The sequence below is a fragment of the Streptomyces sp. NPDC008125 genome, from assembly GCF_042957125.1.
Lineage (GTDB): Bacteria > Actinomycetota > Actinomycetes > Streptomycetales > Streptomycetaceae > Streptomyces.
In genome coordinates, this window is the sequence record NZ_JBIBHR010000003.1 from 185,974 (window position 1) to 198,624 (window position 12,651).

The 12,651-nt window shown below is 71.7% G+C and carries 12 protein-coding genes; 8 read left to right on the top strand and 4 right to left on the bottom strand.

The window, feature by feature from the left end:
• Positions 1-23 precede the first annotated feature (23 nt).
• From ACFZAX_RS06090 to groL, 3 genes are all read left to right on the top strand, one after another.
• Positions 24-302, top strand: a complete 279-nt coding sequence (locus ACFZAX_RS06090; protein WP_266705881.1) for a MoaD/ThiS family protein — start codon at positions 24-26, stop codon at positions 300-302.
• 454 nt (positions 303-756) lie between these two features.
• Positions 757-963: a cold-shock protein gene (locus ACFZAX_RS06095; protein ID WP_003967346.1), complete on the top strand. Its 207-nt coding sequence runs from the start codon at positions 757-759 to the stop codon at positions 961-963.
• 377 nt (positions 964-1,340) lie between these two features.
• A complete protein-coding gene (gene groL / locus ACFZAX_RS06100; RefSeq protein ID WP_266705879.1) occupies positions 1,341-2,963 on the top strand; it encodes a chaperonin GroEL in 1,623 nt (540 codons plus the stop codon).
• Between the two features lie 154 nt (positions 2,964-3,117).
• Here groL and ACFZAX_RS06105 read toward each other — a convergent pair whose 3' ends face one another.
• The gene (locus ACFZAX_RS06105) at positions 3,118-3,642 is read right to left on the bottom strand and encodes a MarR family transcriptional regulator (RefSeq protein WP_390959555.1); all 525 of its coding nucleotides are present in this window, start codon (positions 3,640-3,642) and stop codon (positions 3,118-3,120) included.
• Between the two features lie 137 nt (positions 3,643-3,779).
• Here ACFZAX_RS06105 and ACFZAX_RS06110 point away from each other — a divergent pair, with 137 nt between their 5' ends.
• The 3 genes from ACFZAX_RS06110 to ACFZAX_RS06120 all read left to right on the top strand — a co-directional run bounded on the left by ACFZAX_RS06110 (position 3,780) and on the right by ACFZAX_RS06120 (position 6,894).
• Complete coding sequence (locus ACFZAX_RS06110) at positions 3,780-5,087, top strand: FAD-dependent monooxygenase (RefSeq protein WP_390959557.1); 1,308 nt, start codon at positions 3,780-3,782, stop codon at positions 5,085-5,087.
• A 218-nt stretch (positions 5,088-5,305) separates the two neighbouring features.
• Entirely contained in the window at positions 5,306-5,716 is a 411-nt protein-coding gene (locus ACFZAX_RS06115; RefSeq protein ID WP_390959559.1) for a YciI family protein, read from the top strand.
• Positions 5,717-5,748: 32 nt separating this feature from the next.
• Positions 5,749-6,894, top strand: a complete 1,146-nt coding sequence (locus ACFZAX_RS06120) for a DUF6596 domain-containing protein (protein WP_390960066.1) — start codon at positions 5,749-5,751, stop codon at positions 6,892-6,894.
• Positions 6,895-6,933: 39 nt separating this feature from the next.
• Here ACFZAX_RS06120 and ACFZAX_RS06125 read toward each other — a convergent pair whose 3' ends face one another.
• Both ACFZAX_RS06125 and ACFZAX_RS06130 read right to left on the bottom strand, forming a co-directional pair.
• Complete coding sequence (locus ACFZAX_RS06125) at positions 6,934-7,893, bottom strand: hypothetical protein (protein ID WP_390959561.1); 960 nt, start codon at positions 7,891-7,893, stop codon at positions 6,934-6,936.
• Positions 7,894-8,800: 907 nt separating this feature from the next.
• The gene (locus ACFZAX_RS06130; protein WP_390959563.1) at positions 8,801-9,568 is read right to left on the bottom strand and encodes a hypothetical protein; all 768 of its coding nucleotides are present in this window, start codon (positions 9,566-9,568) and stop codon (positions 8,801-8,803) included.
• 422 nt (positions 9,569-9,990) lie between these two features.
• On the opposite strand from ACFZAX_RS06130, the gene ACFZAX_RS06135 reads away from it, so the two are divergent.
• The gene (locus ACFZAX_RS06135) at positions 9,991-10,371 is read left to right on the top strand and encodes a hypothetical protein (RefSeq protein WP_390959565.1); all 381 of its coding nucleotides are present in this window, start codon (positions 9,991-9,993) and stop codon (positions 10,369-10,371) included.
• On the opposite strand, the gene ACFZAX_RS06140 is transcribed toward ACFZAX_RS06135, so the two are convergent.
• On the bottom strand, positions 10,358-11,809 hold the full coding sequence (locus ACFZAX_RS06140) for a DHA2 family efflux MFS transporter permease subunit (RefSeq protein WP_390959567.1): 1,452 nt from the start codon (positions 11,807-11,809) through the stop codon (positions 10,358-10,360). The two genes, ACFZAX_RS06135 and ACFZAX_RS06140, sit on opposite strands and share 14 nt — an antisense overlap.
• 70 nt (positions 11,810-11,879) lie before the next feature.
• Between ACFZAX_RS06140 and ACFZAX_RS06145 the strand changes: the two genes are divergently transcribed.
• Complete coding sequence (locus tag ACFZAX_RS06145) at positions 11,880-12,605, top strand: TetR family transcriptional regulator (protein ID WP_390959569.1); 726 nt, start codon at positions 11,880-11,882, stop codon at positions 12,603-12,605.
• The last annotated feature ends 46 nt before the right edge of the window (positions 12,606-12,651 follow it).

Here is a 12,651-nt window from a genome sequence, read left to right on the forward strand (position 1 = left end):
GAGAACCGAGGAAGGCAATCCCCATGAGCGTCAAGGTCCGCATCCCCACCATCCTGCGCACGTACACCGGTGGCCAGGCCGAGGTCTCGGCCGAGGGCACCGTCCTCTCCGAGGTCATCGAGTCCCTGGAGAAGGACCACCCGGGCATCGCCGCGCGCGTCCTGGACGACCAGGGCAAGCTGCGCCGCTTCGTCAACGTGTACGTCAACGACGACGACGTCCGCTTCGAGGGCGGCCTCCAGGCGGCCACGCCGGACGGCGCCGGCGTCTCGATCATCCCCGCCGTCGCCGGCGGCTGCTGACTCCGGCGCCCGGTCCCGCCCCGCCCTGCGGCAGGGCCGCGACCGCCGTTCCACAGCGCACCGTTGCCCCCTTCGCGTACGACGCGGAGGGGGCAATTCCGTAGGGTTGAGCGGGGTACAGTTGGGGAAGCCCCCTCCGCCGCCCGTGCCGGGCGTGCGTGAGATCGCGCCGCCGCGCGACAAGATGCAGCCAAAGTCCGGAAGCCCTCTGTGCCTTAAATGGCCTTTGTCTGGCCCGACTTGCCCAAAATTCTTAACAAATCTTCATGTTCGGGCGTTCCGCCGCGACCAGAATTCTCGTCCGATTGACCTGTTGCAGAGGGCAGTTGGGCAGATACATTCGGCCGCGGTCGACGCGTTCCGGCGCACGCACCCTCTCCTGTCGGAGGGTGAGTTCTGACCCGGGTCCGCGAAGTGCGGTCCTGTGCAGGGGCCAGAAATAGGGGAGTTAGGCATGGCTCAGGGCACCGTCAAGTGGTTCAACGCGGAGAAGGGGTACGGCTTCATCGCGGTCGACGGTGGTGCGGATGTTTTCGTCCACTACAGCGCGATCCAGATGGACGGATACCGCACCCTCGAAGAGGGTCAGCGAGTTGAATTCGAGATCTCGCAGGGCCAGAAGGGGCCGCAGGCGGACATGGTCAAGCTCGCCGTGGGCTGAGATCGGACGCGGTCGGCAACGACACTTCTCACGCACGCAGGGCCCGTCCCCCGTCAGGGGTGCGGGCCCTGCGTGCGTTCGTGTTTCGCGGGCGGGGAAGGGCCTCTTGGGGCCCGGAGGCTGTCCGGAGAGCGGCTGCGGGCCGCCCGCGGCGTGGCCGGAGCTTGTCCCCAGGACGTGGAGGACGCTTGCACTCGCAGGGGTCGAGTGCTAATCATTGGCGTTAGCACTCTCCAGGTGAGAGTGACAGAAACTTGGACCGGGCCGGTGAGGCCCGCAGGCGCGGCGGGGCAAGGAACCGCCGGGCACGCAGGCCGTCCGTCGCGGGCGCCTCTCGGTCCGGAGCAATCCACCCCTGTCCGGGAGGACCACTTCACATGGCCAAGATCATCGCGTTCGACGAGGAGGCACGGCGCGGTCTCGAGCGCGGGATGAACCAGCTCGCCGACGCCGTCAAGGTCACCCTCGGCCCCAAGGGCCGTAACGTCGTCCTCGAGAAGAAGTGGGGCGCGCCCACGATCACCAACGATGGTGTTTCCATCGCCAAGGAGATCGAGCTCGAGGACCCGTACGAGAAGATCGGTGCGGAGCTGGTCAAGGAGGTCGCCAAGAAGACGGACGACGTCGCCGGCGACGGTACGACCACCGCCACCGTCCTCGCCCAGGCGCTCGTCCGCGAGGGTCTGCGCAACGTCGCCGCCGGTGCCAACCCGATGGCCCTCAAGCGGGGCATCGAGAAGGCCGTCGAGGCCGTCTCCGCCGCTCTGCTGGAGCAGGCCAAGGACGTGGAGACCAAGGAGCAGATCGCTTCGACCGCCTCCATCTCCGCCGCCGACACCGAGATCGGCGCCAAGATCGCCGAGGCGATGGACAAGGTCGGCAAGGAAGGCGTCATCACCGTCGAGGAGTCCCAGACCTTCGGTCTGGAGCTGGAACTCACCGAGGGTATGCGCTTCGACAAGGGCTACATCTCGGCGTACTTCGCGACCGACATGGAGCGTATGGAGACGTCCTTCGACGACCCGTACATCCTCATCGTCAACTCGAAGATCTCCAACGTGAAGGACCTCCTTCCGCTGCTGGAGAAGGTCATGCAGTCGGGCAAGCCGCTGCTGATCATCGCCGAGGACGTCGAGGGCGAGGCCCTGTCGACCCTGGTCGTCAACAAGATCCGTGGCACCTTCAAGTCCGTCGCCGTCAAGGCCCCGGGCTTCGGTGACCGCCGCAAGGCCATGCTCGGTGACATCGCCATCCTCACCGGTGGCACCGTCATCTCCGAGGAGGTCGGCCTCAAGCTGGAGAACGCGGGTCTCGACCTGCTGGGCTCCGCGCGCAAGGTCGTCATCACCAAGGACGAGACGACGATCGTCGACGGCGCCGGTGAGAGCGACCAGGTCCAGGGTCGCGTCAACCAGATCCGTGCCGAGATCGAGAACTCCGACTCGGACTACGACCGCGAGAAGCTCCAGGAGCGTCTGGCGAAGCTGGCCGGCGGCGTGGCCGTCATCAAGGCCGGTGCCGCCACCGAGGTCGAGCTCAAGGAGCGCAAGCACCGCATCGAGGACGCGGTGCGCAACGCCAAGGCCGCCGTCGAGGAGGGCATCGTCGCCGGTGGTGGCGTGGCTCTGCTCCAGGCGTCCGCCGTCTTCGACAAGCTCGACCTGACGGGCGACGAGGCCACCGGCGCCAACGCCGTCAAGCTCGCGCTCGAGGCCCCGCTCAAGCAGATCGCCGTCAACGGTGGTCTCGAGGGTGGCGTCGTCGTGGAGAAGGTCCGCAACCTGCCGATCGGTCACGGCCTCAACGCCGCGACCGGCGAGTACGTCGACATGATCGCCGAGGGCATTCTCGACCCGGCGAAGGTCACGCGCTCCGCTCTGCAGAACGCCGCCTCCATCGCCGCGCTCTTCCTCACCACCGAGGCCGTCATCGCCGACAAGCCCGAGAAGGCCGGCGCGGCCGCCCCGGGTGGCATGCCGGGCGGTGACATGGACTTCTGATCCCCTTCAGGGATCGGTGGTTCCACCCCCGCAGCGTCCAGCTGTGATTTCGGCCCCCAGGATTCGTCCTGGGGGCCGAAGTGTTTCTCCGGGTGCTCCGAAGGATGTCCCGTACTTCCTGGCGGGGTGTGCGAGGGACGACCCGCCGCGCCGTCTACTCCGCGTCCAGCGCCGACAGGTGGCGGGTGAAGTCGTCCACGAGCCGCCCCAGCAGCCGCCCCAGCTCCCGCCGGTCCCGGTCGGACCAGTCGGCGAGCGCTCCGCCGAACCAGCCGAGAATGGTCCGCATGTAGCGTTCGGCGCCCGCCGCGCCTTCCGGGGTCGGCTCGATGAGCCGGGCGCGCTGGTCGTCGGGGTCGGTGACGCGGCGGACCAGGCCGCGCTTCTCCAGCCCGTTGACCTGGCGTGTGACGTGCGGCCCGACCACCTGCATGCGCGCCGCGATCTCGCCGATGCGCAGCGGGGCCCCGGCCATGTGCAGGGTGACCAGGACGGACATCGACGGCCGCTCCAGGGCGAGTCCGGCGGTCTCCATGGCGTGCTCGGGCAGTCGCCCCTTGTTGAGCGTGTTGCTGAGCTGAGCCATGCGCGGCAGCATCTCGGCCACGAGATCGAACGCCGCGTCGGAACCGCTTTCGGGGTCGTCGAGGTCTGCCGCGTGCGGCTCCTGGGCGCTCATGCCACTCCTTTGAATACCTAAGTTAGGTATATGGTTGGGTCCGCAGCATCACTTCACGGGCTTTTCGCGCCCGCAAGGAAGATACCTAAGGTACGTAGATGGTGACCGCCCGCGTACCTGTCGAGAGGGGACTCCTCATGACCAGCACCTACGGTACGGAATCCGGTCGCGGTACGGCCGCCGGTACCGGCACCCCCGCGCCCCGCGGACGCGGCGTCCTGATCTCCGGCGCCAGCATCGCGGGCCCCGCGCTGGCCTACTGGCTCCACCGGTACGGCTTCGCGGTCACAGTGGTCGAGAAGGCGGACGCGGTACGCGGCGGCGGCTACCCCATCGACATCCGGGGCACCGCCCTGCAGGTCGTGGAGCGGATGGGGCTGCTGCCCCGGCTGCGGGACGCGCACGTGGACAGCCGGCAGGTGTCGTTCCTGGACCCGGACGGTTCGGTACGGGCCGCGCTCCGGCCGGAGACCATGACGGGCGGGGTGGACGGCCGGGACGTGGAGGTGCGCCGGGGCGATCTGGCCGACCTCCTGTACGGCCTCGTCCGCGACGACGTCGAGTTCCTCTTCGGCGACTCGATCGCGACGCTGGACGACCGGGGCGACGGGCCCGACGGGGGCGTGGACGTGGTGTTCCGGGGCGGGGCCCGACGTACGTTCGACCTGGTCGTGGGGGCGGACGGCATCCACTCGCACACCCGGGGGCTGGTGATGGGGCCCGAGGAGCGCTACCACCGCTCCCTCGGCCAGAGCTTCGCCGGTTTCACCCTGCCCAACGACTTCGGCCTCAGCCACGAGGGTGTCATCCGCAACACCCCGGGCAGGGGCGCGGTCCTGTACGCCGTCGAGGAGACCGAGGACCTGCACGGCTTCCTGGTGTTCGCCTCGGACCTGGTGCCGGGGACCGTGCCGACGGCGGCGTTCCGCGACCCGGCCGCCCAGCGCGAGCTCGTCGCCTCCGTCTTCGCCGACGAGGGCTGGGAGGTCCCGCGCATGGTCGCCGCGATGCGCGGGGCGGACGACCTCTTCTTCGACGTGGCCGGGCAGATCCACCTGCCGTCCTGGTCCACGGGGCGGGTCGCGCTCGTCGGCGACGCCGCGTACGCCCCGTCCTTCTTCTCCGGGCAGGGGTCGAGCATCGCGTTGATCGGTGCGTACGTCCTCGCCGGTGAACTGGCCGCGCGGGAGGACCACAGGGCCGCGTTCGCCGCGTACGAGAGCGGGCTGCGGGAGTTCGTGGAGGCCAACCAGGCGCTCGCGCACAGCGGCCTCGCCGTCCTCGCGCCGCGTACGGCCGAGGCCCTCGCGGCGCGCAACAGGGCCCTGGCCGAGCCGACGCTCGCCTCCGGCGAGGAGGGGCGCGGCATCAACGCGGCGCTGGAGCTGCGCGACTACGCGGCGGGCGGCCGTGCCGGCGCGGGTGGGCCGGTCGGCTCCGCCTGACCGGAACGGCCGGGCGTCGTACCCGTTGTCCGTGGCGTTCGTTGGACACGGGAAGGACCGGGCACCACGCTGGGAGGGGTCGCGGGAGAGGCCCGGGCGAGGTCGGGGAAAGTTTCCTGCCCGGCGATGTCGAGAACCGGTGACCGGCTCCGTCCCCGTAGTGAAAGCGACGAACGCGGCCGAGGACGAACACGGTCGCCGCAGCGAGGAGAGAGACCATGGCCAAGTACCTGCTGCTCAAGCACTACCGCGGCGCCCCGGCACCGGCCAACGACGTGCCGATGGACAAGTGGACCCCGGAGGAGATCTCGGCCCACATCCAGTACATGAACGATTTCGCGGCCCGGCTGGAGAAGACCGGCGAGTACGTCGACAGCCAGGCGCTCGCACCCGAGGGAAGTTGGGTCCGTTACGACGGTGAGGGGCGCCCGCCGGTCACCGACGGCCCGTTCGCCGAGACCAAGGACCTCATCGCGGGGTGGATGGTGATCGACGTCGACAGCTACGAGCGCGCCGTCGAGCTGGCCGGGGAGCTCTCGGCCGCCCCCGGCGCGGGTGGCGCACCGATCCACGAGTGGCTGGAGCTGCGCCCCTTCATGGGCTCGCACCACCCCACCATCACGGAGTGACCTCGCCGATGGGCGAGGCGGCGGGCGAGGCGTTGGACGAGGCTCTGCTCCGGAGTCTCACGCCCGGCGTGCTCGCCGTCCTCGTCCGCCGCGGAGCCGACTTCGCGGCGGCCGAGGACGCCGTGCAGGAAGCGCTGCTCCAGGCGGTACGCGTCTGGCCGGCCGACCCTCCTCGCGATACGAGGGGCTGGCTGGTCACGGCCGCCTGGCGCAGGTTCCTCGACGCGACCCGGGCGGAGACCGCCCGCCGCCACCGCGAGGTCCGGGTGGAGGAGGAGCCCCTGCCGGGGCCCGCGCCCGCGGTGGACGACACGCTCCAGCTCTACTTCCTCTGCGCCCATCCCTCGCTGACCCCGGCGTCGGCGGTCGCGCTGACCCTGCGTGCCGTCGGGGGCCTCACCACCCGGCAGATCGCCCGCGCCTACCTGGTGCCGGAAGCGACCATGGCGCAGCGCATCAGCCGGGCGAAGCGCACCGTCTCCGGCGTGCGGTTCGACCGGCCCGGCGACGTCGGTACCGTGCTGCGCGTCCTCTACCTGGTCTTCAACGAGGGCTACTCCGGCGACGTCGACCTCGCCGCCGAGGCCGTCCGGCTCACCCGGCAGCTCGCGGCCCGTATCGACCACCCCGAGGTGTCCGGGCTGCTCGCGCTGATGCTGCTCCACCATGCCCGGCGCGCCGCGCGCACCGCGTCGGACGGCAGCCTGGTGCCGCTCGCCGAGCAGGACCGGGGGCGGTGGGACACCGGGGCGATCGCCGAGGGGGTGGGAATTCTCCAGGCGGCCCTGTCCCGCGACCGGTTGGGCGAGTACCAGGCCCAGGCCGCCGTCGCGGCTCTGCACGCCGACGCGCCCACCGCGGAGGAGACGGACTGGCCCCAGATCGTCGAGTGGTACGACGAGTTGGCGCGCCTGACCGACAGCCCGGTCGTCCGGCTGAACCGTGCGGTCGCCGTCGGTGAGGCCGACGGCCCGCGCGCGGGGCTGGCGGCACTCGCGGCGCTGGACGACTCGCTGCCCCGTCACACCGCCGTGGCGGCCTACCTCCACGAGCGCGACGGCGACCTCGCGAAGGCGGCACGGCTGTACGCCGAGGCGGCGCACAGGGCCCCCGACCTCGCCGAGCGCGACCACCTGACGCGCCAGGCCGCCCGGCTCAACGCGCGTGGTGGTCGCTGACGTTGCCCGTCCGGGTGGTTCGCGGCGGCGGGTGGCCCCTCAGCTCGTCCCGGCCGGCGGGGTGGCGCGGTTCTGGCCACCCCGCCGGCGGACGGTCACACCGGCGCGGCCCCGGGGACGGTCCTGGCGGGGGATCAGGGCCGCGCGGACCTGGGACATGCGGCTGCGCACGTCGTCGTGGGGGACCGTACCCGGCGGGCCTTCCAGGGGTGCGAGGTCGCCCCGGCAGGGTCGGCAGAGACCGCCGAGCAGGGCGCCCTCGGGGCCGGGGGCCTTGCACTCGCGGCATTCGGCGGCGCGTCGGGCGGACGGTGCGGGCGGGGGCGGCGGCGCGGCGATCCGGACCGGCGGAAGCTTGTCGATCAGCCGGCGCCGGACGAAGGAGGGCGCGTGGTGGACGGGGGACGGCAGCCCGCTGGTGAGCGCGTGGAGCAGGTCGGCCTCGTCGGCGCCCCGCTCGAACCACTCGGTGACCTGCGGTTCCAGCATCGCGCAGGCGGCCTCGGGGAGCGCCAGCGACCGGTTGACCTCGCCGAGCGCCGCCAGCAGGATGAACGCCCGCGAGCGCGTCGACCGTCGGGGCTCCGCCGGTACGTCGCCCCGGAGGAAGGTGTTCCACCAGTCGGCGTCGCGGGCGGTACGGGAGAAGTGCGTACGGGTCACCCAGAGCAGCGAGGTCTCGTTGGCGACGACGATCTCGTCGCGGTGCAGGTGCCCGGCGGCCTGGAGCCTCCTGAGCGCGGTCCCCATCGCGCACTGTCCGTAGGGGAGGAGCTTGGCGAGGGTCTTCACCGAGATGTCGGAGCCGTCCGGCAGCTGGTCGATGTACGTGGCGATCGCGGCTTCTCGGGGCTCCAGGTGTGCGAAATCGCGTGCGGAAGGCGGCTTTTGGTTCGGGGCGGAACGCTTGCCGTACCCGGGGTTGGACATCGGGTGCGCGGTGCGGGGCAAGGGGCCGTGCGGGGCCACGGGTGCGGCACTAAGCTGGGCGGCAGCCATCTGGATCGCCTCTTTCGATCTTGCTGGTCAGGCCCCTGCCCGGTATTGCGCACCGGCAGGGGTCGACTTGTGAGGTCTGGTTGAGGCGAACGCTAGATCGCCGACACAGTGTGTCGCAAGCCGATCACCAATTGTCACCCCGGGGGATTAGGTGCGTGCGCGGGGGTGACGCGTGCGGGGTCTGGACCTGGGCGATTGCCGCCCCGGGGCGGGGTGTTCGGCCCGTCGGTCCGGGCGGGCGCGCTGTCCGCGAGGGGCCCCTGCGAGGGGCTCCTGCGAGCGGCCCCGTGTGAACGGCTCCCCGTGTGGGGCTCCCCGTGACCGGCTTTCGGCGGGCGGCTGCGGGTGGCTGTGGGTGGCTGTGGATGGCGCTCCGCGAGCGGCTTCTCACGGCCAGGGTGGGTGGGTGGGAAAACAGTCCCCTCCAGCCATTCCTTGTTAAGAGCGCTCGGATCCCGACGCTTGAGCTCCGGGTGCTCGGTGCGGGGCGCGGGGTGCGGGGCAGGGGGTACGGGGTGCGGGGTACGGCCCCGAAGGGGCGAGCGCACTCGACGGTGAAGAGGGTGCGCGGGCGCGCATGGCGTGCGCCTGCGGCGTGAAAGGCACCGTCTGCGCGCGTGGTTGAAAGGAAAGCCCCCGGATCACCCGATGGGGGTTGGCTCACGCAGCGTCGTGGTCATGCTGTGACTCGACCTGCTGCTGCCGGTTGGCGCTCCCCGCGCAGGCGGACACGGTCAGGGCAGTCGGCCGGGATGTCGGCCTGTCTGCCGGTGTCGGCCGGTCTGCCCGAGCGGTCGGCCTGCCTGCGGTGCGCGAGCGGCGCGGCCCGGGTCTCGGTGGTGCGGCTCTGGGGAGCCCGGGTCTCGGGCGTCGGGATCCGGATCGTGGGGAGCAGGTGGAGCGGGGCTCAGAGACCTGCCTTGCCGGTGGCCCAGTACGGCTTGGTGGTGACGGCGCGGCGCGGCAGTATCCGGCTGTCGACCAGGGCGGCCCGCTGGCGCTGGATGGACTGTGCGTGTCCCAGCAGCATCGCACCGTCGAGCCGGGAGAACTCACCCTCGCCCGCGGCGCGTTCGAGCCAGGCGAAGAGCGCGTCGCCAGGAGCCTTGGTGACGGGCAGGAAGTGGTACCGGGGCCAGCGGGCGGCCAGGGCCCCGACTGCGGGCGGCGGTACCTCGATGGCCACGAGGGACTGCTCGTCCGCCCGCGCGTAGGCGTCGAGGGTGCCGAGTGCGGAGCCGTCACCGAGGTAGAGGCGTCGGCCCCCGGTCTCGCGGAGGGGGCGGTGCCGGCCGGCCAGCATCACGGTCTCGGTACCGGAGCGCAGTCGGCCCACCCAAGTGGCGCCGGGGCCCTGGGACTCGGTGTCGACGAGGATGCGAATGCGCTCGGCCCCGGCCGCCCCACGGCCGGTGTCTCGGGTGCCGTCGGTGCCTCGGGTGTCGCCGGTTCCGGTGCCGGGCTCACCCACGGTCCGTACCGTGTAGCGGCGGCTCAGGGTGGGGGTGACCCGGAACTGGATCTCGTGCCCGGGATGCCAGCCGCCGGGCGGCGACTCCGCGCTCAGCGTGAGTTCGAGGAAGCCGGGGGCGGGCTGCTGGACATCGAGTACGCGCGCACGGCGGCCCATGGCGGATTCCGCGAGTTTGCCTATGAGGGCGGGCGCTTGGGGCATGGTGGTCTCTTCTCGGGAGAACGGGCGGGGCTGACCGTTGGCTTGACCGGAGCGGGGAGGGCCGAGGGCACCGACTGGCGACGCGTGCGCGCGGGACGAGTCCCGTGCGGTGTGCGTGACCTGCACAGTAGGGCCTGTTCGACGGGTACGTCTCCCGACCGGACGTCGTCATCCGTCACCTACCACCAGACACACGTTCACCAACCTGCCGGAGCGGCATTGATCACTGGAACGGGAAGGGCGACCGGTGCGGTGGGCACCCCCCTGCGGGCGCGAACCGCCGCGACGAGGCCCGCCCATGAGCGATCCGTGAGCGACCCGTGAGCGAGCAGGCCGCTGCCGGTGGGCCCCGGGCGACGCCGGGGCAGGGGCGGGGGCGGGGCTGGTCTTCGCTGGTTGCGCCCGCCTCTCAGAATGGGGGCATGGCCCCGCTTCCCATCGACCCGCGCCCGCTGAACGCCGACGAGCGAGCCGTGCTCGAACACGTCCTGTCGGCGGAGTTCGCGGGCGCGTCGCACCTGCGGAGTCAGCTGGACGGCGCCGAGGTGGTCGCCCTCTGGGCACCCGACTCCGTGAGCGTCGACCTGCGGGTCCGGGAACCGTGCGCGCACGCGGGGATGCGGGAGGAGATCGTGCCCGTGGATGCTCACGTCCACGATCCGTCCGGCGCCTTCGTCGGCGAGATCCTCGTGTGGACGGACCGGGGAGGCACGCTCGCGGCCCTGGAATTCGCCTGGGTCACCGACGAGATGCCCACGTCTCTTCCGGCCGTCGTGAGCGGCCGGCTCGTCAGGCCGGCCTGACCTCCTGCGCTGCGGCCTCCGCCCCCGCCCCCCGTTTCGACGGGAGGAGGAAGGCGAGGAGGAGCGGGACCGTGCTCAGCCCGAAGGTCCACCAGAACGCGCCCGAGAACGCGGCGAGCCTCTCCGACGCGGTGGTCGCGCCCCCGAGGCGGGTCTGCAGGACGACGGCGACCACCGCCACGCCGAAGGGCGCCCCGACGCGCTGTACGACACTGAACGCGGCACTGCCGCGCGGGGCTTCGTCGTGGCTCAGGTTCGAGAAGGCGAGCGTCATCACCGGGAACGTGGTCGCGGCGAAGCCGAGTCCCTGAGCGAACTGCCCGGCCAGCAGCAGCGGCGTACCGCCGTGGGTGTCCGCGAGGGCGAACGGCACCGTACCGAGCATCGCCAGCCCCACCCCGGCGGCGACGACCAGGCGTCCGTCGAGCCGGGCGGCGACGGTACGCAGGGCCACCACGAAGAACATCGTGCCGAGCCCCTGCGTGACGAGCAGCAGACCGGTATGGAGCACCGTCGCCCCACGGACCTGCTGGTAGAAGAGCGGGAGCAGGAACGACAGCGCGTAGGTGGTGAACCCGCTCGCGAAGGTGATGGCACTCCCCAGGCCGAAGCTGCGCCGGGCGAACATCCGCACGTCGACGAGAGCAGGGCGGCGGGCCCGCAGCGAGTGCACCGCGAAGACGGCGAGCAACGCGGCACCGGCGGCGAGCGGCAGCCAGGCGGAGGCGTCCGCGAAACCGTCGGCCCCCGACGTCCGGCTGATGCCGTACGCGACGGCGACGACCCCGGGCGTGAGCAGCAGGAACCCGGGCACGTCGAGCCGGTGGCCCCGTCGTCCGGCGGTGGCGGGCAGCAGGACCGGGCCGAGGACGAGGGCGGCGAGGCAGACCGGCACGTTCAGGAAGAACAGCCAGTGCCAGCTCAGCGACTGCACGACGGCGCCGCCGAGCGCCGAACCGAGGAGCGGCCCGAGCAGGCCGGGGAGCGCGACCGCCGCCGTGGCGCGGTCGATCCGCTCCGGGCCGGCCGCCCGGGTGATGAGCGAGAGCGTGATCGGCATGACCATGCCGCCGCCGATCCCCTGGACCACCCGGAACGCGACGAGTTCGGGCAGGGAGTCCGCGAGACCGCAGAGCAGCGAACCGGCGAGGAAGGCGCCGATGGCGAACATCCACGCGTCGCGCGCGCCGAACCGTTCGGAGAGCCAGCCGCTGACCGGGATCACCGAGACGAACGCCAGCAGGTAGCCCGTCGACACCCACTGGGTCTGGGCCACCGTGGCGTGGAAGACCGTGTGCAGGTGGTCGAGGGCGATGGTGACGATCGTGGTGTCGAGGAGCGTGGTGAACGTACCGAGTGCCAGCACCAGGCCGATGAGGGTCAGTCGCCGATCGGTCACCTCGGGCGTGGCCGTGGAGGCCACCGGGGTCGCAGTCATGCGGGGACACTACACCGTGCAGTGTAGTGACGGCTACACCGCCCGGTGTAGCCTGTTCGGGGAGGCAAGGATGAGCGCAGGCGGTACGAGAGCGGCGAGCGCGCCGGGCACGGTCGGCCCGGCGGGCCCCACGGGCACGCCCGCGGCCACGGCCGGCGGCACGGTGAAAACGGTGCGGGAGGGATCCCTGGAGAAGCGGCGGGCGATCCTCGCCGCCGCGCGGGACCTCTTCGTGCACCAAGGCGTGGACCGCGTCAGCATGGACGCCATAGCGGCCCGTGCCGGAGTCTCCAAGCGCACCGTCTACGACTACTTCGGGGACAAGCGGAGCCTCTTCCTCGCCATCCTCTCCGACGTCTCCCAGTCGCTGCTGGTGACCGTGGGCCGGGCGCTCGACGAGCACCTCCCGGAGGGTGCACGGATCGCGACCGTGCCCCAACTTGAGGAGACACTCACCGCGTTGGCGATCGAGCTCGGCACGACGATCGTCGGCTCCGCCGACTACGCCGCCGGGTTCGCCCTCGTCGCCCAGGAGCGCCTGCGGACACCGGCCACCGAGGACGACATCGCCACGGAGGCCGTGGCGAGGGCGTTCACGGAACGCCTCGCCCACTTCGCCGCCGCCGGACTCCTGGACGCGGACGATCCGGGCCTGGCCGCCGACCACTTCTTCGCCCTCACCGTGCTGCTGGCCTACGACCGCCAGCCGGTCCCCGCCCACCCCGACCCGCAGCGCGTTCGGCAGACCATGGTCGACGGGGTCCGTGCCTTCATCCGCGCGTACGGCGCGCGCTGAGGGCCCGGCGGAGCGGAGCCGCCCGGTACGCCCGCGTACCCGAAGG